Raw genomic sequence first — 24,825 nt, 5'->3', positions numbered from 1 at the left:
ATGGTGTAGCAGCATTCTCGTTAAGGTTTAGGAAAAGATATGCATAATTCAGGCTTTATTTATTATAGCATCAGCGCGCTCATAAAAAATAGACCTGAGTCACCTCAGATCCCCAAAAATTTACGGCAAATAAATGCCAATCTCTTCCACAAATAGTTTGCCGGTATACTGCTGCCCCTGGCCAGTCACAAAGCCTTGTTTGGCATACGCAAAGGTGCTGGTGGCCTGTGCCTGGATCGTGGCGCCTTGCGGTTCGCCAGTATCGCCATTTAAGCCAGAAGGCACATCCACTGCAAAAACCGCGGCTGGGGCGGCGTTAATGGCCTGCACCCAGTCCGCAAATTTGCCCGCTACGGGTCGATTTAAACCAATGCCAAAAATCGCATCCACAATGGTGGTGTAGCCAGCAACTGCTGTAGTGGCTGGCACAACTGGCACGCCGTAATGATGCAAAATGTGCAACTGTTGCGCCGTTTCCACCGAGGCCTGGGCCTCAGCGCCAGTGAGCATCACCGTGACAGCCACCCCGCGCAAATGCAGTAACCGTGCAATGGCAACCCCATCGCCACCATTGTTGCCTGTCCCGGCAAACACCAAAACGCGACTTAAATCAAATTTTTCTGTGAACAAGCGCTGGGTTGCCGCCAACGCGGCCCGTTCCATGAGTACCATTGCGGGAATCCCTACCGTTTGCGTGGTAAACTGATCCGCCTGGCGTGCTTGGGCCACTGAAATCGTCTCAACCATTTTGTCAGCTTCTTTCGTTTTCCTTAAGCGTACGCGCTACGCTAAGCAAATGCCAGCATAAAAAAGGCCTGACGCCGATCAATACCGGTATCAGACCCGAAGTGTTTCATTTCTCTATTGAATACTCCTGTGCTATGCGTTTAATGACGCCGTTGGTACCGTGGACGCCGTTTCAAACTAAAGGTGCCTACCCCGATCAAGGCCAGTAGCACACCACTAACCGTTAAAGCAGGGGCAACCACTTCATTGGTTTGTGGTAAATCGCTGGCGTTATTGGCCTTGGCTGTGGTGCTGGCTTTGGTAGCAGCGGCAGTTTGCGTGCTTGAGCTGTCTGCTTTGGCAGGGGTTGTCGTGGCTTGCTTGGTGTCACTGCCAGTTGCAGCTTGGCTGGTGCTGGCTTTGGTGCTGCTATCAGTTGTGGTACTGGCAGCGTTGACATCTTGCGCTGTGTTAGCGTAAGTTGCTTTGGTTTGGGCAACTGCAGCCTGTTTAGTCGCCGTAGTATCAGCCGCACTGCTTGCCGCGGTCCGGGCACTGTTTAATTTGGCTTGGACTTGTTCAACTTGGGTGCTGGTCCCCGTTTGTTGGGCTTGCACAACAGCCGCCTTATCAGCTTTCACCGTTGCTTGGGCCACATCCGCTTTACTTTTGGCTGCTACGGCGCTACTTTCAGCTGCGGCATAAGCAGCCTTGGCTGAACTGTTAGCCGCTTTGGTTGTGGTGCTGCTCGCTTGATCCGTACTGACCTTGCTAGCAGTGCTGGTGCTAGCACTGGTTGCAGCTTCGCTACTTGCGGTTGCGCTACTCGTTGCAGTCTGGCTACTTGCTGTGGCAGCACTGGTTTGGCCGTAACCGTTAGGATTTAACGCATTGGCTTTCGCCTTGCTGGCAATAACGGTGTCGTGCGCCTTTTGATAAGTAGCCTTGGCAGTGGCCAATTTGGTTTTGGCGCCTGCTAAAGTGGCTTTGGCTTCAGCGAGGCCTTGATGCGTCAATTGGGCTTGGGCCAAGGCTTCCTGAGCATTGTGAACGGCCGTTTGGGCTTTGGTCAAGTCGATTTTGGCATACATCTGCTCTTCGCCAGCGGCAGCTAATTCCCCAACCGACATGGCCGCATTGTTCGAATCACTGGCGTCCGATGAAGTCACGGCCTGGTAAGCGGATTTGGTTGCCGTTAAACTATTTTGGTCCTTGCGTAATTGTTGTTTGGCAGTGGCTAACTTGGCTTTGGCAGCGGTAACGGCAGTTTGTGCGTTTTGAATGGCAGAGGCATCACCATCTTTTTTAGCTGTCACAAGATCTGTTTGTGCTTTGGTTAAGGCATTCGCAGCGGTTGTATACGCTTCTTGCCCGTACATGATCTCCTCAGATGCGGCTGCTAAATCGGCAGTGGCTTGGCCAGTTTGTAAACTGCTACTGTTCGTGGTGGTTGATGTTGTGGCAGCTTGTGCCCCAGTTTCGGTTGCGAAACCAACCCCAGCTAATACGGCTGTTGCCAGCATGAATTTCGTTACAACTTGCGTTTTCATTTTAAATACCCCCCAAAATCGTGCTTTATTTCTTTTCAAAGTCATTATATTACATTTAAGTTACAAATATAACCCTTTTATTAAAAATATTTCAATTTCGGCGTCAATTGCAAAAAAAAAGCGCCTGGCATCGCTGCCAAACGGATTAAATCAATTTATTTGAATAAAAAGCTCATTTTATTACTAATCCAATCAATTCATTTTAACTATAAAACTATACATGGTTTACCTTAAATGAACCATAAAACACCTACAACTGCTGGAGACAAAAAGAGCCTTAGCCGCCTAAGCGATTAAGGACCCTCTTTGTATGGTTAGTCTACAGCGCATATCACTACACTGAGGCTATTGCTATGATACCATATTTACTGAAAATGCGCCACTTGGCTTGAATCAAAAAAAAAAAAAACGTTTATAAAAAATAAAAATAACTCTTTAATTTTATTATTTGCATTGTACACCACTTGATTGAACTTACAAATTTTTTTAATGCCAATTGCGTTGTAACCATTGATAAGTGGCTTGCTCCAACTGAATTTGATACTGATAAGTGCGTTTTCCTTGTAATGTCAAGATGCTCCAGCCAGGTTTTGTTACATAGACTAACTTGACAAAGTGTAAGGCCTGTCGCCGATCCTGAATGTAAATGGTGCCATCAGGCAAGCTCACAAAATACACATTTTTGGTGGCGCCCTGCGGCAGTCCCGGCAGCCGCCGCGCCGCACGTCGTTTGACGTCTAAGCCCACATACTGATAATCAGTACCGTACCGTAAATTCGCGGCTGCTTCAAACTCGGTTTGCCGGTCGCGGGCCTCATCCTGCCGATCCGTGGCAAAAAACGCCAACGCCCCAATCAACAATAGCGCAACTCCAGCGCCTAAAATGCCAACTAATACCACTGTCATTGACTCACCTGCTCTCATTTTCCATCTAGTATCGCTGATGACACCGCATTTAACCAGTGGTTAAATGCTTAAATTTTTACAAAATAAAAAGGCGCCGTGCTGGCCGCCTTTAATGGATGAGCTTCTGTTGCCAAGTTTTGGTAAAGTACTGATTGTTCAACCGATACTGCGGTGTGGCCTGCCGCTGTTCCAAAAATGGCTTCACCGTTTGATCCACTTTTAACCAACCCCGCCAGCCTAAATGAATGGTATCTTCCATAAAGTAAGGTTGGTTGCCATCGCGACTTAGATCTAACACATGCGTAAAGCCTTGTTGGTGCAACTGCGTTTTGATTTTAGCAACCGTTTGGGTCATCATCCCTGACCGCAAACCTGTGTAAGTGGCCCACTTTTGATTCACCGGTGGGATCACAAATTGAACTTGAACGTGATTTTTTGCAAACGCGGTGAGTAACAATTGAAAATCGCTATATTCTGGTGACCGGCGATAATCGAATTTGGCTTGCGCCCCTTTCAAATCGCTGAGTTTGTCACCGCCTAAACGCTTGTCAAAAAAGTGATTGCGAATGCCGAATTGATTGCCATTAGTGGCCTGGGCCCCCATATTTCGAGCCAAGGTTGCCAACTGCTGCTGATTTTCCTTAAAAGGTAATTTGGCCGCACTTTGCATGATCTTCGCTTGATTTTTAGCACTGGTATGCCGACCGAACAAGCCTTCTTCATTTTGTAAAATCTGTAAACTAATTTGCAATCGGGTGCGCAACAAGCCTTGCACGGGCTGCCCTGCCGCAACATTCATTAAGGCTTGGTGCACACCACCTTTGGTATTGCCCATTTGCAACAAACGCCGGGCCGCATAACGATCCGCCAAGCCACCACGTTTGCCTAACAACCAGCGCGTGGTTTGAAGGGGTGAATAATAGTAGGCAAAGGCGTCCGGCCGCTGACCTTGCGGGGTGAACCATTGTGGCGAAATGATAAACACCACCTTCCGGCCGCGTAACCGTTGAAATAAACTTTGGTTGTCGGCGTATTGCACCAACGATTGGGTGCCTGGGCCGCCTAATAACAACGTATGGTAGGGACGGTGGTACTTTTGAGCCAACACGCTGGGGTGAAAAGCGTCCAGCCGGGACAATTCTGATGACCCCATAAACGGCACATAATCGCGCCGCACGGCCTCATCCTTCATCCGCTCCCCAACCAACACATTTTTCTTTAATGAAACAGCGGCTGTGGCCAGCGTATGTGATTTCACCGTGGAAAAATGAAACGGCACCACCAACAACCCTAGCACGATCAAACCAGCGCATAACGCTGGTCCGAAGATCCACCATAACCGTTTTTTCATGCTTGTAAAGCCTGAACTTGCGCCACAATTTTAGTCACTGTTGCCCATTGGTCCCGTTCAAATTCGGACACCGGAATGTCCACCCCCAGCTGTTCTTCAAGGGCCAATACCATTTGAACCGTGTCCATGGAATCTAACAACGCTGTTTCAAAAATATCTTCATCCATTCGTTCACTTAAGTCCTCCCCAGTTAAATCTTGTAAAATTTCTAAAACGGTTTGTTGAATGTCTTCAGTCATATGAAATACTTCCTTTCTGATGCTTTAATTATTTTTTGATTGTTATTTTGGTTTACATTACTATTTTTGTGTCCGCATCGTTCCAGCCCGCTGTTGCCGTAGGCCGGTTTCATGGGCCAACGGAGCTTGCGCTCGGAATCCGGCAAATTGGGCAGCTTCCTCCGCTACCGGCTAAAATCATGAAGGTCTATTTTGCTGCGCAAAATCTAATTTTCGCCGGATGGCCATTCTTGTGGGGGTAAGTCACCCCGCAAAAAACATGGCTAGCTACGCTCAGGGAAAAATTCTAAAACCGGGATTTTGTCCCTGAGCTAGGCTAATACTCGGCCTCTAACCGCCCCAAATTGCCTTTTACTTAAACCATAAAGTGTTTAGGAACCCTGAAAAGATCAAGAAACTAAAGCAGACCACGTTGAAGGTGATGACAATGGCCAGCGCTGTGGTGGCGCGGTTGTGTGGCAGGTGGTGGCGTTTTTTGTAGCGTAGCCACATGTCGTTGACAATGATGGCCCCTGCGTGAAACAGGCCGTACACAATGTAATACCAGGTAACGCCGTGCCAAAAGCCCATGACGAGGAAGTTGATCAGGTAGGCGGTTTGGGCCACGTGGATCCGATTTTTAAACACGCGGTGCTTCATTAACGCAAACGTCACGCGCATAAAGATAAAATCGCGGAACCAAAAGGATAAGCTCATGTGCCACCGGTTCCAGAAGTCTTTAATGTTCTTTGCCTTAAAGGGCTGGTTAAAGTTTTGCGGTGTGTCAATGCCCATAAACTGGGACAGGCTCACGGCAAACAAGCTGTAACCGGCAAAGTCGAAAAATAAATACAAACTATAAACGTACATATACGCCACTAGCGCCCAGGAAAGGCCTAAGCCACCTACTAAATGGCGGTGGACCAAAGCGATGTGGGCCACTTTTGGCAACAACAAGGTGCCGAGAAAATAGCCGATCACAAACTTATACGCAAAGCCTAAAAACAGCTTGTGCACAGCACTTTGAAGCAGGTCTAAATAGTGTTCGCGGCTTGGGACGGTATTGTAATCCTTAGCAAAGCGGCGATAGCGGTCAATGGGGCCACTGGAAATGGTGGGCAGAAAGAGCAAGAAGCGCAAGAAAAACAGCGGGTCCACTTGTTTCAACGTGCCATCCCGTAACTCGATCAAGGTTTGCACACTTTTAAAAGTTAAATAGCTAATGCCTAAAAAGCCCAACAGGCTAGGATGCACGGTGAAAACGGGGGTGACTTTCACCACCACTAGCGGGGCAATACTGGCTAAGATCACCGTCCAGTAAGCCCCGGTACGGTTGGCTTTGTGGCGATAACGGGCATAGCCCAGCACCAGCAATAATTGCCACAACACGTAGCCGATCAAGGCCACCCCTTCATGCCACTTGCTCCCGGCAAAAATCAGGACAATAAACACCAGCGACACAAACGTTTCATAGTTGCGGTGCCGTCGTCCCCGCAGTAACCCAATGATCAGTGGCACCAAGGCCACCAACAACATCACAAAGTAACGCGGGTTGGCGTAAGGTTGAAATGCGCTCATGCAGGATTGACCTCACTTATTAAGAGTTTAATGGCCACTTTATCGTTTTGCGTGAGTGGCAATTCGGAGCGGTAAACGAACCGTTGGGGAATCATGTAGTCCATCATGACGCCGGCTAATGCCGCCTTCACTGCTTTGGTTAACGCGAGATTGCCGGTTTGACCATCCGCTGGCACCGCAAAGGCAATTAGCTGGGTGACCTTTTGTTGGGCGTTATATTTCGGTACCGCCACCGCTTGTTTCAAATACTTGGACTGGTTTAAGAAATGATTGACTTCTTCCAATTCAATGCGGTAACCATTCATTTTAATTTGGAAATCGGTGCGGCCACGATAGAAAATCAAGCCGTGAGCATCAATGTAGCCTAGATCCCCAGAAGCATAACTACTGGCTTTAAACACTTGGGCGGTTTTGTCCGGCCGATTAAGGTACCCTTTGGAAACACTTGGCCCACTGAGGAGCAACTCGCCTAGGGCTTGGCCATGGTCAACTTGTTCCGTGCCAGGCCGCAAACTGATCCAAGTGTCTGGCTTGGCGTAACCGATCGGCAAACGTGGGTACTGGTCCAAAATGGCTGGAGTGATCTGCACCGCCGTAACGGCCACCGTAGCTTCCGTGGGCCCATAAGTGTTGTACAAGGCCACGTCTGGGAAACGATTTAAGATCTTCCGCGCCAATTGTGGTGTTAGTTCTTCGCCGCAGAAGAAGATCTGCTTCAATTGTGGGTAAGTGGCGGCGTTAAAGGTTTGGTCCAATAAGCACATGGCCATCATGGACGGCGTCGACACCCACACGTCTAATTTGAACAATGGCAACCAATGAAACAGCTGCGCCAAGTCCTGCGTTTTCGACCGCGGCAACACCACCAACGTGCCACCATTGACCAAAGTGGGATACAAACTCATCACCGACAAGTCAAAGGAATAAGGTGCCTGGACCAAACAGCGCAGTCGCTTCGGCAACTTGAAATCGGTCATCCAGTTCACAAAACTTAACAAGTTGGTGTGGCTGATCTGAACGCCTTTCGGTTGCCCAGTAGTGCCTGATGTGAAAATAATGTAAAAATTTTCCGTCCCAACCACTGGTTGAAAGCCCACTGTTTTCGCATCAGCCCGGCAATAAGCCGCTAATGCTTCGGCGGTGAACACGGGCGTTTTTAAAGCAATGGGCAATGGTTGTAACGCCAATACCAACCCCGGTTGCGCAATGCTTTCGATCATGGTCAGCCGGTCATTGGGTGAATGGGTGTCCACCGGAATATAGGCGTGCCCCGCTTTCACACAGCCTAAAAAGGCTGCCACCGTCATAAAACTTTGATCGGCATACACCATAATGGGTTGGGTCCGGGCCAAATGCCGCTGGGAGATCGCCCAGGCAATGGCATCAGACGCTTGTTTTAAATCACCGTAAGTGTGCACCGTGCCCAACTCGTCATAGGCTGGCCAATCAGGGTGCTCACTGGCAATGGTATCGATTTGCATGATAATATTCGTTAATTTCATAGGCTACGCCTTCCTTAATCGTTCAAAATATGCTTAAAATTCGTTATAAATAAACTTGCTATTGCTGACCCCTGAATAGCCGTAAAGGTACACCAGCGCTAAAATGATCACAACGTAAACGGCGGTGCGTAAGGTAAAACTGGCCCAGGGATGCGTGGTAAAAAATTGACGCATGTGCGTTGATCGCCTCAATTCCATTTTTTCTGGCAAACAAAAAACGCGTTTGCATGATTCCAGTTTAGGAATTTGCAAACGCGCCAACTACTTATAAATGCTGAAAATTAAATGAAAGAATCTCATTTAAAGCGCTAAACCGCTGCTCTCACAGGTTTTCTAGAAACCATAATGTCAGCTTAAAAACAATTAAAGCTTTTCTAAAGTGCCAGGATTAGCAGCACTCACCGCCTGATTTCGCGGCAACACCAACGTAAAACAACTGCCTTGCGGTAAATTGTCAGTCACCACTAACCGGGCATGGTTCAACGTTGCCAATTGATGGGCGATTGCTAACCCTAAACCACTTCCGGCAATTTTTTGCGACCGCGAACTGTCCACCCGGTAAAACCGATCAAAGATTTTTTCCTTGTCGTCATCACTGACGCCACGCCCTTGATCACATACACTTAAGTCGACCCAGTCGGTGGTGGTGCGGATTTTAACTGTAATGGTGCTATTTTCAGGCGAATACTTGCTGGCGTTTTCCAACAACGCCACTAAAATCTGTTCCACCCGCTCATTATTGGCGTACGCTGTGACTTGCGCCGGCCCTTGCGTCAACAGCTCCTGCGGCATTTGTTTCTGAAAAGTTGCCGTGACTTGGTGCACCATAGCCGTTAGATCAAAGTCCGCCAGTTTAAAGGTGGTATGATCCATACGGGATAGTTGCAACAGACTTTCAATTAAATGCTGCATTTTCAGCGTTTCACTGGCAATCATCGCCACTGAATCAGGAATAATTTCCGGATGCTGCTTGGCATGCCGCCGCAACAATTCCGAATGCCCGCGAATCGCTGCTAACGGCGTGCGTAATTCATGGGACGCATCAGACACAAATTGATGGTCACGGCGAATGCGATCATTCAGCGACCGTAACAAATGATTAAACGCCAAGGACAAATCATGCACTTCCCGGGACGAATTAAACACCGGCAATTCTTGATGATAATCGGTGTCACTGGTCGCAATCTGCTGGCTATCCGCCGTTAATTCTTCCAGTGGCTTGTTAATGCGTTTGGCCAACAAAGAAATCAGCCAGATCCCCACCACAAAACCTAACAGCGTGGTGCTAATAACGATGACCAAAATCAATTTAAACAGCTCAATCATGTTATTCAAGCTCAACCAAACTTCATAGGTCACCCACGTTTTTCGATTGTAGCGTTCCCGCACAGATTCATGGTAAAACAACCCTTGATCCGGCCGATACTGAATGTTGTGTAACAACGGCCACGACTCCCACTGATCCGCTAAAAAGTCCGCCGTGCCCCGTAAATAGTAGCGCCGATTGGGTTTGTCGTCATGCACCACTTTCACCCGCACAAAGGTATTGTGCACGTTAACCGGTGCCGTATCCCGCCAATAATCCCAATCCGGCTTGTAATCAGAAAATGAATTTTCCAACGTGCTGATCAGTTGATCGGCAGTGGCCTGTTTAGACCTGACTAAATGAATCCCCACCACACTGATCGTAGCAAAACTGATCACGATCATTAAGGTCACCAGCAAGGTGGCGTACGCCCGGGTGATCAACCGGGTATTGGATTGTAACCCTTTAGCGGCCATGCTTCGCCTCTTGTAAAATGTACCCCACGCCGCGCACCGTATGGATCAGCGGTGCCATGCCAGACAAATCAATTTTCGCCCGCAAATAACGAATGTACACATCCACAATGTTGGTTTGCCCCTCATAATCGGCACCCCAAACTTGGTCCAGCAATTCATCCCGCGTTAACGGCTCCCCTGCATGTTGCATTAACACCTGCAACAAACTAAACTCCCGCTGGGTCAGCTGGGCCACCTTACCAGCCCGCTGTACTTGCCGCGCCTTGGCGTTCAGTTCTAGATCACCGACTTGGTAATTTTGGCTGGCACTGTGATGTTTCCGGCGAATGATCACCCGGATCCGGGCCAGTAATTCTTCGATTTCAAACGGCTTGGTAATATAGTCATCGGCGCCGTTATCCAACCCCGCCACCTTATCACCAATGTAATCTCGGGCCGTCATCATCATAATCGGCAAGTCATCATGACGCCGAATCCGCCGCATGACCTCCAGGCCGTCTAATTCAGGAATCATCCAATCTAAAATCATCAACGCTAACTGATTTTGGTGGGCCTGATACGCAGCCCAAGCCTCAGTACCCGTTGTGGCAGTTAGGACCTGATACCCTTCAAACTGCAGTTCCGACTGTAAATAAGTCCGCAAGCCGTCCTCGTCTTCCACCAGCAAGATCGTTTCTGCCAACATAAATCCCTCTTTCTTTAACACAAGTAACTTAAAACCAGCTTAAATTATACCATTTTCAGTAAACGACTTTGCTGGGTTTGCGGAATCTTAACGAATCAGCAAACAATTGTTCTGGTTCACCATCCGACTTAATTGGACGCCAAAATCGGCGACACCTAACGTTACCGCTCAGCAATGCTTAACGAGCCAGTGATTGCCCACGCACCCCTTAACGTTAATCAGGCCAAACAAAAAGCGCAGCGACGAATCACTGCGCTTTAGCATGCGACAAGTACTTTGTATTAGTCAATGATTAAATAGGACTTAATCGCTTCACGATTATCCATTGCTTCGTACGCTGTCTGAACGTCATCAAGTTTGAAGGATTGCGTGAAGACCTTGCCGGGATGAATCTCACCCTTCAGGACGGCATCCAGTAAGACTTCTTTATCGTAAGTGGTCACGGATGCTGGGCCACCTGCAATCGTAGTGTTGCGGAAAAAGATCGGTGCCAGATCCATCTTTGGATTATGCGGCACACCGACGCGACCAACAGTAGCACCTGGACGACCGGCTTTAACGGCTGTATCCACAGATTGCTCCGTGCCGACACATTCAAGTACGGCGTCTGCACCAACGCCATGCGTTAATTCCATGACTTTAGCAACGCCGTCATCACCACGTTCCTCAATGATGTCGGTGGCGCCAAACTCAAGCGCTAGCTGTTGACGATCTGCATGATGGCTCATGATGATAATGCGCTTAGCCCCACGCATTTGCGCAGCAATCACACCACATAAACCAACGGCCCCATCACCGACGACAACGACGGTATCGCCGGCTTTTACATGAGCCGTACGCGCTGCGTGATAACCAGTTGCCATGACATCGGCTAAGGTGAGCAATGACTTCAACATCGCTTCACTGTAATCCTCGGGCTTACCGGGCACTTTGATCAATGACCACTCACCATGCTGATAACGCATGTATTCGGCTTGCGCCCCAGTGCTAAAGTTATCAGCGGCGTTGTTCAAGCAGCCGCCTTCAAATCCTGCACGGCAAGCAGCGCAGTGCCCGCAACCGTGCGTAAAAGGGGCAATGACAAAATCACCTGGCATCAGGGTCGTGATTGCATCCCCGACGGCTTCAACAATCCCAATCGCTTCGTGCCCCGTATTTTGAGCGTGTTCTGCCATTTCGTCTTGACCACGAAAGCCCCACAGATCAGAACCGCAAACACACGCCCGTAAAACGTGAATGATGACGTCATCTGGTGCTTGAATGCTTGGTTTTGCAACAGCTTCAATGGCCACTTGGCCGGGTTTGATAAAAATTGTATCTTTCATTTTGAATTCCTCCGTTAATCAGTATGGTTACATCCAGGCGGGCTTATCACCGTTAGTGTTTGGTTTGTTGAGACCGATGCTATCGTTTGGATACAATGCAGGGTCCTTAATCAGCTTAACGATGAAGTCGGCAACACTTTGACGAGAAACTTCGGTACCTTTGAAGGGCTCATTGGCACTTGTAGTTTCATAATTGATTTCGTCATGATTGGTCAGCCAGGCCGGCCGAATTTGAGTGGTATTGATGTCATGCTGGGCGGCTAAGATCTGATCAGATTCGCGGAAACCTGGTAAATAAGCCGCAATCGCTTGCTCGTTCCACTCACCAAACTTGCCCGGCACTTCATGCAGCGCCCCTAGTGCAGAGTAGAAAATCAGCCGTGATACTTTGGCCGTATTCATCGCCGCCACAATTGCCTTGGTATCGGTTGCTAAGGCCGTACCACCAAGGTTCGAGTAAACGATAGCTACCCCTGCCATGGCCGTGCTTAGTGCGGCAACATCTGTCGCGTCGCCTTCAACGAGGGTGACGCGAGGATGATCATTGTACTGTGATAGACGTTCTGCGTTGCGTAAGTACAGAATAAGATCAGCATTAGTTTCCGCCAGTAAGCGGTTAGTCACAATTTTTGCAGTGGCGCCATTTGCGCCGAGAATTAGAATTTTAACCATATATTCCTCCTAAAATCTCTAAGGTTAGATTTTGCTACTGCAAAATCGTATTTCGGAGGATGTCCATTCCTACGGGCGCAATCACCCTCGTAGGAAACATGGCTCCTCCTAAAATCTCTAAGGTTAGATTTTGCTATCGCAAAATCGTATTTCGGAGGATGTCCAGTCTTGTGGCGTCAAACCTCGCCGCAGGACGCATGGCCCTCCTTAACTACCAAGGTTGATCAGTTGGACCAACGGTAAATTCATTCACATTTGTATCGGCAGGCATGTCGATGGCAAACGCAACAACTTTAGCAATACGATCAGCGCTAATTTCGTAGCTATCGTAAGTCTGCTGCATAGCAGCGCCTGCCGTCTGATCGGTGATCGTATTTAATAGCTCCGTTTTGATAGCCGCTGGATAAATGGTGGCGGTGCGAATGTGGCTGCCTTCCTGGGCCGCTTCCATCCGTAACACTTCCATTAAGTCACGAACTGCCCACTTGGTGGCGCCATAGACAGCGCCGCCAGGGTAGGCTTTAAGACCAGCAACGGAACTCGTCGCAATAAAGTGGCCTGATTTTTGGCCTTTAAAAATTGGCAATGCGGCTGCGATTCCGTTGAGTACGCCTTTAAGATTGACATCAACCATCCGATTCCATTCTTCAACGTGTAAGGCCGACATCGGGGCAACCGGCATCAAACCAGCGTTTAAGAACATCACATCAATGCCACCAAAAGCGTCTTTTGCCAATTGAATGAGATTTTCGTTATCTGCTGGACGGGTGACGTCGGTAACCCGATAAACGGCTTGGCCGCCAGCAGCGTTAATATCATCGGCGAGTGCCGCAAGTTTGTCTTCCCGTCGCGCACCTAGGACGACTTTGGCCCCTTGGCTGGCGAGTAATTTTGCGGTGGCAGCACCAATTCCGCTGGATGCGCCTGTGATCACGACAACTTTGTTTTCAATCATGATTTGTTTTCCTCCTAAAATCTCTATTGCTGAATCGTTCGTAAGACTTTTGCAGGGACGCCTGCCACAACCGTATTGGCGGGAACGTTTTTGGTGACCACGGCCCCTGCACCAACGATTGCATGCTCGCCCACGGTGACACCAGGGAGCACGGTAACGTTGGCACCCAGCCATGCGCCTTGTTTGATACGGACTGACTTAAGCACTAAATCACGACGATAAGCGGGATCTTCGTGATGTCCAACCGAAATGAGCATGACACGAGGTCCAATCAAAGCGTTATCTTCGATATAGACCCCACCAAGATCCACGAAAAAGCAGTCACGATTAATGAAGACGTGTTTGCCAATAAACGTATGGGCACCAAAATCAGTTTGAAACGGCGGATTGAGCACCGTGGCTTGGTCTAGTGGTGCACCAAAGAGTTGACCAAGTATGGCGCGGCGTTTTGTTTCAGTTGTTGTTTGATTGAAGTCGATCAAGTTATTGCTGGCTTGCGCAACAATTGCATCAACTTGATGTGGCAAATCGCCGGTCCAATGAACCGTTCCGGCGTTGATCAAATTAGCCAGTGGTATTGTCATGGCGAGACCTCCTAAATTCTCTAAGGTTAGATTTTGCTATCGCAAAATCTTATTTCCGGAGGATGACCATTCTGGCGGACGAAAACTGCCACGATGGAAACATGGTCCTCCTTTTGTTAAGCTCATAATCTTAGTTTAGGTGTAACTCGTTATTCTGTCTAATACCTTCATTGAATGCTATACTATGCTTAAAACGTATGGAGATGTTAAAAAATGGAATTACGTGTTTTGCGTTATTTTTTGACCGTGGTTGATGAACGCAACATTTCACATGCCGCTGAAAAATTGCATGTGTCGCAACCCACCATTTCACGGCAATTGCGTGATCTGGAAGACGAGCTAGGCGTCACTTTGTTTGAACGCGGTAGCCGGGCCATCGAATTGACTAATTCTGGCGACTATTTTGTTAATCAAGCCCGTCAAATCGTGGCCCTTGCTGACAAAACCGTTGCAAACGTACAACGCACGCAAGAAATCAGCGGTCAGATCATGATTGGCAGTGCTGAAGCGCCAATGATGACAACCGTGGCCGCCGCCATCGGTCAGCTGCGCAAAACGGCACCACGGGTCAGCGCTCATATTTACAGCACGGATGCCAACGATGTCCACACGCGGATGCAGACCGGGTTACTGGACTTCGGTGTGGTGATGGAACCAACAGATAAAAGCGACTACCACTTTATCAACTTGCCGGGCACCACCGGCTGGGGAGTGTTAGTGCGCCGCGATTCACCATTGGGCAGCCAAGCGAGCGTAACGGTGACGGACTTGCAGGATCAACCGGTGATCACCCCACAGCAGCATGGGAGCATTGATCTTTTAACGGATTGGCTTGGCTCTAGTGAGCACCAACTTAATGCCGTCGCAACCTATAACTTGTTGTATAACGCCAGCATCTTGGTAACAGCCGGTGTTGGCATTGCTTTATGTCTAGATGGGATTATTAATACTGCCAATACCGAATTGCGCTTTATCCCCTTAGCACCCCGTCTTGAAGGCCACGCCAGTCTCATTTGGCCTAAAGCAGGCCAGCTATCACCAGCAGCAAGCGCCTTTTTAAAAGCCATGCAAACGATCTTACCAAACAACGCGTAACTATTGGACAAACGTGATCTGGTGCAAGCGATAGGCCTCTTTGCAAGTATTCACTGCTAAAATCAGCGGGTGGCCTGTATCTAAAGCGTTAATTTGGGCCATGTCGTCAGCTGATAACGTGAAGTCATCAACGGCAAAGTTTTGGCGGATCCGTTCAAGGTGCACCGACTTCGGAATGGCGACCACATCATTTTGACGTAACCAACGCAACGTCACTTGGGCTGGCGTCTTGCCGTATTGAGCCCCGATTGCTTTGAGAACAGGCTGCGTAAATAGCTGGTGCTGGCCTTCTGCAAAAGGCGCCCAAGCCATTGGCGTGATCCGGTACTTCGTCATCAACTCACGTAGATCGCGCCGCTGGGAAAATGGGTGTAGTTCGATTTGATTCACTGCCGGCACAACATCAAAAGCTTGGATCAAATCAACCAATCGGTCCGGGAGAAAATTGCAAACACCGATGGCACGAATCTTACCAGCATGATAAAGTTCAGTCATTGCGCGCCAGCTCCCATAGTAATCACCGTAGGGCATGTGGATCAGATACAAGTCGAGATAGTCCGTTTGCAAGTTGTCCAATGTCTTTTGGAAAGACGCCAACGTTTGCTCATACCCGGCAGCTTGAATCCAAACCTTACTCGCGATAAAAATGTCCTCACGTTGCACCTCACTTTTAGCAATTGCGCGGCCCACCGCGGCCTCATTGCCATAGCAGGCTGCCGTATCGATCAAACGATAGCCCGTTTGCAAGGCGTCACGCACACCTTTCACATTGCGCCAAGTCGTCAATTTGAAAAACACCATAGCCCAGCTGTGGCATTGAAACACCATTGTTCAGTTGAATTTGCTTCACGTTCATGACCTCCGTTTCTTTACAAGTCCAAAGTTTACGGCCAATTCATTTTAATGTCTAATGCCTATTTTGTAATGATAACTATACGTTTTAGTTATAAAATAGCACCTAAAAAAGACGATTCGTCCCGTTAATTGGGAATGGATCGCCTCTTTATTAAATATTATCACGTCGCTAGATTTCCTTTGCAACCAGCGGCCCTGCTAAACCGCGGCATCTAATTGATGCCACCAATAAAAATATTGACAATTGATCAAAATGGCCGCAAAACTCCAGATCAAAATAAAAATCAGCGGCAACCAAGCTGGGCTCTGACTGAGAAAAAGCACCACCGCAAACAGTAAGAAAAACCAACACATATATTGCCGCATTACTTTTTCATGCACTTGCTTGGCCATGGCCTGCTCCCGTTCATCGTCGGTAAAATAATCCAATGGATGCCGGGATAACTGCATCGGCCCCACATCGTATTTCTTAAATAGAATGCCATACTCAACGATCCATGAGACAACTAAAAGCACCACGACCCCAATCAAGACCGCTGAATTAGGCCGCGTGTTCACCTAAGGCATGTTTGAAAACGTACATAATGCCAGCAACGCCAACAAAATAAATTGCAAATTATTAAACCAAAACGTTAATCGAATAATACGATTTGCCCGACTCATTTTATCGCCTCCAAATTGATAACAATCCCCATTAAGCCTGATCCTGAAACAAGTCATCCACCGTTGTGTCTAAGGTGCGCGCTAATTTAAACGCCAACGCCAATGACGGATCATACTTGGCGTTTTCAATGGCGTTAATGGTTTGCCGCGTCACCTTGGTCAGGTCCCCTAGCTCCGCCTGGGACATTTTCAATGCCTTACGCCGCACTCGAATTGAATTCTCCATTGGCTTGACCTCGCTTCATGCTTTAATAATTATAGCAAAACATGTTTTACATTTTATATCAAACTTATTTGACATTTCAAACAAAATAGCCTCTAGTCAGGCGACTAGAGGCTTTCTGATGAAGCTAGCAAGGGGTGAAAATCTTATCACGTGCCTAGTTATTTGATTGTTCCTTACTAAACCATGCAACCAATGCCGAAAGGGTAACTGCAACCCCAATAATGGAAGCCATTACCGTAGGGGTACCATTTGAAAGTGCAAGTAGTGCTGATGATAGGATTCCGCTCCCATATTGCAACGAACCAATTAACGCTGCCGCCGAACCAGCCATGTCATCTGGAACATCTGCAAGCGCAGCTGAGGTAGCACAGGCGGTGATGATACCATTCATGCTAAAGACGAAGAACATCGGTACCACAATTCCCCAGATTCCCATAAATCCTGTGATACCGTCGATCATCAATACGATCGCAGATAACGCCGCAATAGTGGTTGAGGCTTTCATCAGCGTTGATAATGAGTAATGATTAAGCAGCCAGCGGTTTAACAGACTGACCAAGGACACCCCAATGATGTTCACGCCAAAGAATAAACCATATGCTTGTGAACTAACATGGAAGTAGCTGATATAAACCGTCGATGAGCCCGTAATGAATGCATAAATGCCAACGTAGAAAAGAGTCAAGCTAGCAGTGTACAGTGCAAACGTCTTTTGCTTCAATAATTGACCGTACCGCTTGAACACAATCGAAATCGGAAAAGAGTGCCGATTCTCTGGTTTTAGTGTTTCTGGTAATTTCAATACGGACATTAGCAGCACTGCGGCGATAATCGCCATGAAGATAAAGATCAGTCGCCAAGAACCGACGTTAAGCAGGAGCCCACCTAGTGATGGCGCAAGGATTGGTGCAATCGATAAAATGACGGTCAGTATAGATAGCATCTCGGCCGCTTTATTAGCGACATAAAGATCCCTGATCATGGCCTGACTAAGCATCGGCCCCACACAAGCGCCAATGGCCTGCACTACCCGCCAGAAAATAACTAGTCCCATTGTTGGTGATACTGCACAGCCGATTGATCCTACTAAGAACAACCCCATGCCAATAAACAACGGTTTCTTTCGACCAATTCTGTCGCTGATTGGGCCCCATATCAGTTGTGCAATGGCGAATCCTATCAGAAAGCTTGTGACAGTTAATGCAGACTTCCCGCCGAGATTGCTTTGCATTGCCGGCATTGCCGGTAAATAAACATCTGTGGAAAGTGATGTTGATGCCATTAACCCACTTAAGATGAGCAGGAATGACAGTGACTTTTTTGAATTCAAGATAATTCCTCCGTTTCGATGACTTTCGGTCAATGAAAGTCCTAAAATAAAGAGGTCGCAATGACCTCAGCTGTTAGATTGAAGATATGTTTCTAAAATATAAGGAAGCTGATTCTTGTTGAAATCCGTAATCACAACTTTTGGAGAAACGTCATCCGGGGAAATGCACCAGCTTACCATGACACCGTATATTTCCGTCATCAACTGCTTAGCAAGTTGATCTATCGGGGTCGATTCAGCCAACTTCTGATCCTTGATTAAGGTTGTGAGGAACTTCTTCATACTCAGCCAGTCGTCTAACCATTTCTGCTGGTTTGATGGCTCAACAATATATTGAATCCATTGGCGAGCACGCCTGACATTGAAGTTCAGTAGTAGTTCAACGAACTGTTCTAGGTAAAGACCAATGCCATCGATGGCAGTAGCATCTTCTTCTACTGGAACAGTCAGATTAAAGTCCGCAAGATGGCTTTGAATGATTGCCGGGATAATGTCAGATTTCGACTTGAAGTGGTGATAAAACGTGCCTTTGGCTACACCACTGGCAGCTGTAATATCTTCGACGGATAGATTTTCAAAACCATGTTGACCAAATAATCGGTCAGCGGTTTCTATTAAAAGTTGTTTGGTTGCCTCTGCAGCCTCGTCTCGTTTTGTCATGCCGCACCTCCAGAAATAAGTTATACGCTGAAAAAAACCGAAAGTCAATGACTTTCGGTCAACGAAATTGTCTTAATTTTGATTTAACCATTAAAAAGGCCGTCACTATCAGTTCCAGAAGCGGCCACAACCTAATTACTTCGATTCTAGACACATCTTTGCGACGCTCACATGCGCATCTAGAATTTCCTTTATGGATGCTTGTTGAGAAAAGCTTTCCTTTAACACATGAACCATAATATCCGCCAATGCCGAGGCCCGCAAATAGGAATATCCCCGTTCGTTCACTAGAAAGTCCGTTATCCGCACTTGATACTTAGCCCACATTTTCAAGAGACGACCGAACAAGGTGTTGTTTGCCTCGATAATTTCTGGTAACCGCAATGCCTCGGGAATATTTGTCTGTTCCGCATCTTTATCATGTGTATTGCTTGATAACCACGCGACGAATTGGCTCCAAACATCACCCTCTCGGGATATTTGCGCGATTACTGTGTTGATCAACTCGTTTTCGTCCTCAAAGATAATATCCTCTTTGGACGCGAAGTATTGAAAAAGAGTCTTCTTAGCGATATGGCATTTGGCGGCGATTTGTGCAGTGGTTACATTATCATAGCCTTGCTCATCGAATAATTTAATTGCAACGGTGAAGATTTCTTCACGCTTAGCTTGTTTTTTTTCTTCTCGTTTTCCCATGACCTCATCATAGCATAAAACCGTAAAAAAGTAACCTAGTAACTTTTAGTTGACAATAGATTGTTCAATTGTTATGATGTCCCTTGTTAAAAGTTACCAAGTAACATTTTCGAAAAGAGGAGCATTTATGCAAACTACTACAAAACCAACGAACCTGTTCTGGACGTTCTTACCACTCAGCCTCGTCTTGTTCATGTCATCGCTGGACCAAACCATCACCACCACCGCCTTGAGCGGCATCGTCGCTGACCTCGGCCAGCTAAACTTGTCGTCTTGGATCATCACAGGCTTCATGTTGACCAGCGCCGTGATGACGCTGATTTTTGGTAAACTCGGCGACATCTTCGGGCGCAAGAATATCTTACAGATCGCCTTGGCCATATTCTTGCTTGGGTCGCTGATGAGCGGCCTGGCAACGTCGATGCCGTTTCTGATTGCCGCGCGGGTATTTCAAGGCATCGGTGCCGGCGGCTTGAATTCGCTAGTCCAAGCCGTAATGGCAGACGTTGTGCCTGCGAGAAGCCGCGGCAAGTATCAGGCACTGTTCGGATTGATCAGCATGATCAGTCTGGTCGCCGGGCCGATTCTCGGCGGTTACTTCGTTCAATTCTTGTCATGGCGATGGATTTTCTTCATCAACCTGCCGATTGGCGTGATTGCCTTGATCCTCCAAGCATTCAAGCTCCATCTGCCACGCAACAATGCTCAAACCCAGAAAATCGACTACCTCGGCGGGTTGTTGGCCACGGCCTTCACCACGTTCACGCTGCTGGTCGTGACCCTTGGTGGTCAAAGCGTGGCGTGGAACTCCGGGTCGATGTATACGATGATTGCCATTGCCATCGTATCGTTGGTCGCTTATCTGCTGGTTGAACACCGGCAAAAAGACAGCGCCTTGACGCCGTTGTCCTTGTTCAAAAATGGCACTTTCGTCAACGCTAGCATCATGTTCGCCTTGTCGACCGCCGTGCTGTTCGTCTCGATGATTTTCATTCCGATGTTTGCGCAAACTATTGCCCACGTTTCCGCCAGCCAGTCCGGCTTCTACATTGCCCCAACGATGGTGGCCATGATCGTGGCAACGATGATTGCCGGGTCTGTGATTGAGAAAACCGGCAAGTACAAAATTTTTCCAATTATCGGCGCCGTCTTGGTCGGCATCGGCTTCTTCGGCCTCGGCCGTCTAACCGCTTATAGCTCAACGTGGTTGATCATGTTGTGGCAGATCCCGATCGGCCTTGGTGTCGGGTTGTTCACCCAAATCAGCTTGTTGGCAGGCCAAAACACCGTTGCCATCAAAGACCTCGGCACGGCGACTGGCGTGTTGAATTTCTTCAAGACCTTAGGCGGCGCGTTTGGGTCAGCAATCTACGGCGTGATTCTCGCCGTGACGCTGGCGGCTCACAGCAGCCATGCGCTGGTGGCCTACCAGACCGTTTTCAACTGGACGATTCCAGTCGCCATTGTGCTGCTGGTCCTGGCCTTGGCATTGAAAGAAGAACCGCTATCTGATGAAGTCTTAGCCTACGAAGAGTAAACACCAACTGTTCAAAAAAAATCAATTCCAATACGTAATAATAGCCATCCTACCAACCAAAAATAGAATCGAAAGGATGTTTTATGTCTTCACAAACAAAAGACGATAGTAGCTTAGTACATACGAGATGGAATTGTAAGTATCACTTGGTTTTTACACCCAAGTATCGTAGAAAAGTTATTTATGGCAAATTAAGAGCAGACATCGGGAGAATTTTACGACGTTTATGTGAATTGAAAGATGTTGAAATAATTGAGGCACACGCAATGCCAGATCACGTCCATATGCTCGTAAAAATCCCACCTAAAATGAGTGTGGCTAGCTTTGTAGGTTATTTAAAAGGGCGTAGTGCGATCATCATACACGAGCGACACGCCAATTTAAAATATAAATACGGTAACAGGAGTTTTTTGGGCAAGAGGATATTATGTTAATACAGTAGGACTGAATCAAAAAACAATTGCAAAATATATTCGAGAACAAGAGGCTGAAGATCAACTCAACGATAAAATGACGAAGCGAGATTATCGAGATCCATTCGATAATCATAACAACTAGACTAATACGACGGTAAGCGGTTGGTAGTCTTTGCTGGGCCCCTTTTTAGGGGCTTTTGTGTGTAGCAAGCCCTTTTAGGACGAATAAAAAAGCCACCAGCTAAGCTGGTGGATACTTACTTATTGCCCATATTTCACCATTAACTTGCGTTCTGCCGTTAACAGCTGATTGCGATTGTTGGTTTGGATATTGCTTAAATACAGCACTGCGTTTTGGCCGTTGTGGCTAATGGCAATGCTGCCGTTGTACCCATAGCCGGTGCCGTTGGCTTGGTAATACGGTTGCTTCACATAAAAACCACCGCTGTAAACGCCCTTTTTCACGTACAACAGATCATGACTAGCGCCGGTGATCTTACCATTGACCAAGGCCTGTTCAGCATGATACAGATCCAGCACCGACATGAACACTTGGCCCGTGCCCAGCTCACCGCGAATCAGGTCCCAATTCGGCTTGGCCACCGTTAGTTGTTTTTGGTGGTAATCCTTGGCGTAATAGCCTTGGGCCGCTAATGGCGTCTGGCCTAAAGCATCCGCAAACCGGGTCTGTTTTAACCCCAGCGGCTTAATGTACGTCCTGGTAAATAACTGCCGGTAACTCCGGTGGGTCAGCTTTTCACTAATGCCAGCTAACAGCACATAGTTCACTGGCGTGTATTGAAATTTACCAAAATTTTTCGGTTGATAGGTGAGCTTGCGTAAATTAGCGGCTAACACCGCCTGATCCGTTTTGCCAGGCAAGGTGGCCTTGGTGCTTAACCCAGAGGTCATGTGCAAGGCATGGGCCACCGTTAACTGGGGCTCCGGCTTAAAACGCGGGTAAAAATGGGCTAATGGCGTGGTAAACTGCACCTTATTGGCATTTAATTGCTGGGCCAAAATGCCAGCCGTTAAACTTTTCTGCACCGAATCAATTTCATACATGGTTTTCAAACCGTTGCCTTGTTTGGTGCTGACATTCGCGAAACCGTGGCTGTACTGGGCCACCAAACGCCCTTTTTGAATGATGATCGCGGTTCCAGAAAAATTGGCCGCTTGAAATTGTTGGGTCAGCTCACGTTAGGCCGCGGCGTTAACGTGGGCAGGCTGATGGTTCACTGCTGGCACCGTTTCGATTTTCACCCGTTGTGGGGCCTGGCGCCGTCCGAGACTCCAGCCAATGGCAAAAACCGCCACCAATCCGAAAACGCCAAGTAACCCCAACAGCGCCCAATTCGGGCCTTGCTGTGCCGCATAACGTTGCCGGCGTGTTTTAAATTTCACTTTTGTTCAGCCTGCTTTCTAAAAACAATTATGCTTTAGTTTACAAGCTTGGAGCAAATTTGCATTCAACAATTTATGAATTAAAAATGAGAGTTTCTCAGAAAGCAACCTGACGCACCATGGATTTAACCGCCCACCTTTAATGCGCAAACGCGTTCGGCAAATCCAGCGCCGCTTTTTCTTGGGCCACATAAGCCAGCTCAGCCTGGATCATCCCCACGGCATTTGGCGCACTGTACCGATTTAATTTAACCTCAATTTCTTGTAATGCTTGCGCCAAAGCTTGTTGTTGCTGCAACACGGCAGCTTTATGCTGGGCTAATAACGCTTGCCGCTGCGGAATACTCGTGGGGCCTTGTAAACACAATTGAATGTACTGCCGGATCTGTTTCAACGGCATCCCCGTGGTTTTCAAACAGACGATGGTTTTGATCAAGTTTAAATCAGAATCAGTAAACACCCGATTGCCGTGCACATCCCGGGCGACAAACGGCAATAACCCTTTTTCATCGTAATAACGAATGGTGGAAATCGGCAACTGAAACTGCTGGGCCACGTCTTTAATGGTATAAGTTGACATTTTTTCACTTCTTTCAAAATAAGCCTTGCCCTCAACCTAGGTTGAGGGTCTAAGCTCATTATAACAAATTAAATGAAAGCTGTGATCTGATGAAAACTATTTTAATCACTGGCGCCAATAAAGGTATTGGCCTGGCCTTAGTCCAAGCTTTAGCACCCCAAGCCCAACAAGTGTTACTCGGTGCCCGCAACGCTCAACGCGCTGAAGCCGCCATCGCCCAATTGGCCACGCAAGACATCACCAACGTCACCTATGTGCACGTGGATCTGGCAGACAGTGCCGCCTTAACCGAAACGGTTGCTGCAATCAACGCCACTTACCCTGACTTAGACCTACTGATCAACAACGCCGGCATTCCTGGTGGTGCCGCCAATAGCCTGACCACCCCGCTAACTGACCTGCAAACCACCATGCAAGTCAACTTCTTCGGCACCTACCAACTAACCCAAGGCCTGTTACCCCGCCTGAACCAAAACGCTGGCCGCATTGTGAACATTACCATTCCCACTGACCCAAACCCATTGTGGAATCCACTAGCTTATAAAACTTCCAAAGCCGCCCAAAACGTGATGACCCAAGCTATGGCGTTAGACCTGACCCAAGCCAAGGCCGGTGCCACTACCTTTAGCATTCACCCTGGCCCGACCACCACTGACCTGAACGGCAACCTGACCTACCCTGGCTTCCACAGCCCTGCCGACGTGGCCACGAAAATCAGCGCTTTGCTAAATGACGGTCAGTCCCATCATGGGGAATTCATTGAAATTTATCCGCAATTACGTGGGTAATGAAAACCAGCCCGCAAATCATTACATTTGCGGGCTGGTTTTATCGTCCGGTTATCGTCCGGTTATCGTCCGGTTATCGTCCGGTTATCGTCCGGTTATCGTCCGGTCTCGTCCACGCTTGTCCACTCTCGTCCACTTCTCGTCCACACGTATTCAATCACTGTCAGATTGGCTTCCTCACCAAAAACAGGTACACTAAACCTAACTTTTAACGAAAGGTCGTGGCTTAATGTCAAAAACGGCATTGATCACCATTGATTTGCAACCTGGCTTAAAAGCCTTAGCGCACTATGTTTTTCGGCAAGATCCAGCTGACTTTGAGACGTTACTGCAACGCAATCAGCTGGCGGTAACTTGGTTTACCCAGCACCAATTGCCAGTATTTAACCTGGTGCTGCAACCACCTTTGTTACCCAAATATTTCAGTCGCTCACTGCTCACCACCACTCTAAATGATGGTAGTTGTCTGTTAGGACGCACCAAACCCAGCGCGTTTAGTCAACCGAATTTGATCAAACGCCTGCGCCAAGCCAACGCCCAAACCGTCGTCATCACCGGCTTGACTACAGATAACGGCATTGCCAAAACGGTGGCCGATGCCGAAGGATATGGCCTCACCACCATTGTTATCCGTGACGCCACAATGGCGCGTAACGCAGCGCTACAGGCCACCAACTTGGCCAAGTTCCACCAAGTCTGCACTTGGACTGAATTTTTAAACACCCAAAACAACTAATCATT

Annotated in this window: 27 protein-coding genes and 1 pseudogene; 5 read left to right on the top strand and 23 right to left on the bottom strand. The window is 47.9% G+C overall.

The features are described 5' to 3' along the window. Positions 1–120: 120 nt before the first annotated feature. From FC07_RS06430 to FC07_RS06370, 14 genes are all read right to left on the bottom strand, one after another. Positions 121–747 carry an NAD(P)H-hydrate epimerase gene (locus FC07_RS06430; protein ID WP_057904301.1) on the bottom strand — a complete coding sequence of 209 codons (627 nt, stop codon included), beginning with the start codon at positions 745–747 and terminating at the stop codon, positions 121–123. Between the two features lie 140 nt (positions 748–887). Then, entirely contained in the window at positions 888–2,276 is a 1,389-nt protein-coding gene (locus FC07_RS06425; RefSeq protein WP_057904300.1) for an LPXTG cell wall anchor domain-containing protein, read from the bottom strand. A gap of 486 nt (positions 2,277–2,762) precedes the next feature. Then, positions 2,763–3,182: a hypothetical protein gene (locus FC07_RS06420; RefSeq protein WP_057904299.1), complete on the bottom strand. Its 420-nt coding sequence runs from the start codon at positions 3,180–3,182 to the stop codon at positions 2,763–2,765. Between the two features lie 109 nt (positions 3,183–3,291). After that, entirely contained in the window at positions 3,292–4,533 is a 1,242-nt protein-coding gene (dltD, locus tag FC07_RS06415; protein WP_057904298.1) for a D-alanyl-lipoteichoic acid biosynthesis protein DltD, read from the bottom strand. Beyond that, a complete protein-coding gene (gene dltC, locus FC07_RS06410; RefSeq protein ID WP_057904297.1) occupies positions 4,530–4,772 on the bottom strand; it encodes a D-alanine--poly(phosphoribitol) ligase subunit DltC in 243 nt (80 codons plus the stop codon). Before dltC ends, dltD begins: the two co-directional genes overlap by 4 nt. 351 nt (positions 4,773–5,123) lie before the next feature. Next, positions 5,124–6,329 carry a D-alanyl-lipoteichoic acid biosynthesis protein DltB gene (gene dltB, locus FC07_RS06405; protein WP_057904296.1) on the bottom strand — a complete coding sequence of 402 codons (1,206 nt, stop codon included), beginning with the start codon at positions 6,327–6,329 and terminating at the stop codon, positions 5,124–5,126. Beyond that, the gene (gene dltA, locus FC07_RS06400; protein WP_057904295.1) at positions 6,326–7,831 is read right to left on the bottom strand and encodes a D-alanine--poly(phosphoribitol) ligase subunit DltA; all 1,506 of its coding nucleotides are present in this window, start codon (positions 7,829–7,831) and stop codon (positions 6,326–6,328) included. Before dltA ends, dltB begins: the two co-directional genes overlap by 4 nt. A 33-nt stretch (positions 7,832–7,864) precedes the next feature. After that, complete coding sequence (locus FC07_RS15605; protein ID WP_083483228.1) at positions 7,865–8,005, bottom strand: teichoic acid D-Ala incorporation-associated protein DltX; 141 nt, start codon at positions 8,003–8,005, stop codon at positions 7,865–7,867. A 189-nt stretch (positions 8,006–8,194) separates the two neighbouring features. After that, on the bottom strand, positions 8,195–9,613 hold the full coding sequence (locus FC07_RS06395; protein ID WP_057904294.1) for a sensor histidine kinase: 1,419 nt from the start codon (positions 9,611–9,613) through the stop codon (positions 8,195–8,197). Continuing rightward, positions 9,603–10,295: a response regulator transcription factor gene (locus tag FC07_RS06390; RefSeq protein WP_155797885.1), complete on the bottom strand. Its 693-nt coding sequence runs from the start codon at positions 10,293–10,295 to the stop codon at positions 9,603–9,605. The genes FC07_RS06395 and FC07_RS06390 overlap by 11 nt, the downstream gene beginning before the upstream one ends. A 284-nt stretch (positions 10,296–10,579) precedes the next feature. Next, positions 10,580–11,623 (bottom strand): zinc-binding dehydrogenase, encoded by a 1,044-nt coding sequence (locus tag FC07_RS06385; RefSeq protein WP_057904292.1) that lies wholly within the window; start codon positions 11,621–11,623, stop codon positions 10,580–10,582. A 27-nt stretch (positions 11,624–11,650) separates the two neighbouring features. Then, positions 11,651–12,295 carry an NAD(P)H-binding protein gene (locus FC07_RS06380; protein ID WP_057904291.1) on the bottom strand — a complete coding sequence of 215 codons (645 nt, stop codon included), beginning with the start codon at positions 12,293–12,295 and terminating at the stop codon, positions 11,651–11,653. A gap of 211 nt (positions 12,296–12,506) precedes the next feature. After that, a complete protein-coding gene (locus FC07_RS06375) occupies positions 12,507–13,250 on the bottom strand; it encodes an SDR family oxidoreductase (protein WP_155797830.1) in 744 nt (247 codons plus the stop codon). 23 nt (positions 13,251–13,273) lie between these two features. Next, positions 13,274–13,834 carry a sugar O-acetyltransferase gene (locus FC07_RS06370; protein ID WP_083483227.1) on the bottom strand — a complete coding sequence of 187 codons (561 nt, stop codon included), beginning with the start codon at positions 13,832–13,834 and terminating at the stop codon, positions 13,274–13,276. Positions 13,835–14,047: 213 nt separating this feature from the next. On the opposite strand from FC07_RS06370, the gene FC07_RS06365 reads away from it, so the two are divergent. Further along, positions 14,048–14,929, top strand: coding sequence for a LysR family transcriptional regulator (locus FC07_RS06365; RefSeq protein WP_057904290.1), 882 nt, complete (start codon positions 14,048–14,050; stop codon positions 14,927–14,929). On the opposite strand, the gene FC07_RS06360 is transcribed toward FC07_RS06365, so the two are convergent. The 6 genes from FC07_RS06360 to FC07_RS06335 form a co-directional block, all read right to left on the bottom strand. Beyond that, positions 14,930–15,715 carry an aldo/keto reductase gene (locus tag FC07_RS06360; protein WP_235807469.1) on the bottom strand — a complete coding sequence of 262 codons (786 nt, stop codon included), beginning with the start codon at positions 15,713–15,715 and terminating at the stop codon, positions 14,930–14,932. A 267-nt stretch (positions 15,716–15,982) separates the two neighbouring features. After that, positions 15,983–16,300 (bottom strand): hypothetical protein, encoded by a 318-nt coding sequence (locus FC07_RS06355; protein ID WP_155797829.1) that lies wholly within the window; start codon positions 16,298–16,300, stop codon positions 15,983–15,985. A gap of 178 nt (positions 16,301–16,478) precedes the next feature. Beyond that, complete coding sequence (locus tag FC07_RS06350) at positions 16,479–16,673, bottom strand: helix-turn-helix transcriptional regulator (RefSeq protein ID WP_057904288.1); 195 nt, start codon at positions 16,671–16,673, stop codon at positions 16,479–16,481. A 154-nt stretch (positions 16,674–16,827) separates the two neighbouring features. Beyond that, the gene (locus tag FC07_RS06345; protein WP_235807468.1) at positions 16,828–18,003 is read right to left on the bottom strand and encodes a multidrug effflux MFS transporter; all 1,176 of its coding nucleotides are present in this window, start codon (positions 18,001–18,003) and stop codon (positions 16,828–16,830) included. A 66-nt stretch (positions 18,004–18,069) separates the two neighbouring features. Further along, positions 18,070–18,663, bottom strand: coding sequence for a TetR/AcrR family transcriptional regulator (locus FC07_RS06340; RefSeq protein ID WP_057904287.1), 594 nt, complete (start codon positions 18,661–18,663; stop codon positions 18,070–18,072). Between the two features lie 135 nt (positions 18,664–18,798). Continuing rightward, positions 18,799–19,359 (bottom strand): TetR/AcrR family transcriptional regulator, encoded by a 561-nt coding sequence (locus FC07_RS06335; RefSeq protein WP_057904286.1) that lies wholly within the window; start codon positions 19,357–19,359, stop codon positions 18,799–18,801. 127 nt (positions 19,360–19,486) lie between these two features. Here FC07_RS06335 and FC07_RS06330 point away from each other — a divergent pair, with 127 nt between their 5' ends. Both FC07_RS06330 and tnpA read left to right on the top strand, forming a co-directional pair. Then, positions 19,487–20,896 (top strand): MDR family MFS transporter, encoded by a 1,410-nt coding sequence (locus FC07_RS06330; protein ID WP_057904285.1) that lies wholly within the window; start codon positions 19,487–19,489, stop codon positions 20,894–20,896. An 83-nt stretch (positions 20,897–20,979) separates the two neighbouring features. Then, a pseudogene (tnpA, locus tag FC07_RS06325) lies at positions 20,980–21,454 on the top strand (IS200/IS605 family transposase). 119 nt (positions 21,455–21,573) lie between these two features. Here the strand turns inward: tnpA and FC07_RS06320 are convergent. The 3 genes from FC07_RS06320 to FC07_RS06310 all read right to left on the bottom strand — a co-directional run bounded on the left by FC07_RS06320 (position 21,574) and on the right by FC07_RS06310 (position 23,296). Beyond that, entirely contained in the window at positions 21,574–22,506 is a 933-nt protein-coding gene (locus FC07_RS06320) for a serine hydrolase domain-containing protein (RefSeq protein ID WP_083483225.1), read from the bottom strand. A 6-nt stretch (positions 22,507–22,512) separates the two neighbouring features. Further along, positions 22,513–22,716 (bottom strand): hypothetical protein, encoded by a 204-nt coding sequence (locus FC07_RS06315; RefSeq protein ID WP_057904283.1) that lies wholly within the window; start codon positions 22,714–22,716, stop codon positions 22,513–22,515. 139 nt (positions 22,717–22,855) lie between these two features. After that, positions 22,856–23,296, bottom strand: coding sequence for a MerR family transcriptional regulator (locus tag FC07_RS06310; RefSeq protein ID WP_057904282.1), 441 nt, complete (start codon positions 23,294–23,296; stop codon positions 22,856–22,858). Between the two features lie 89 nt (positions 23,297–23,385). Here FC07_RS06310 and FC07_RS06305 point away from each other — a divergent pair, with 89 nt between their 5' ends. Next, positions 23,386–24,084 (top strand): SDR family NAD(P)-dependent oxidoreductase, encoded by a 699-nt coding sequence (locus FC07_RS06305; protein ID WP_057904281.1) that lies wholly within the window; start codon positions 23,386–23,388, stop codon positions 24,082–24,084. 229 nt (positions 24,085–24,313) lie between these two features. Then, complete coding sequence (locus tag FC07_RS06300) at positions 24,314–24,820, top strand: cysteine hydrolase family protein (protein ID WP_057904280.1); 507 nt, start codon at positions 24,314–24,316, stop codon at positions 24,818–24,820. Positions 24,821–24,825: the final 5 nt, after the last annotated feature.

Source organism: Loigolactobacillus bifermentans DSM 20003 (genome assembly GCF_001434575.1).
Lineage (GTDB): Bacteria > Bacillota > Bacilli > Lactobacillales > Lactobacillaceae > Loigolactobacillus > Loigolactobacillus bifermentans.
Note: the sequence above shows the minus strand (reverse complement) of the source record. Positions and strands in the feature narration are given on the sequence as shown.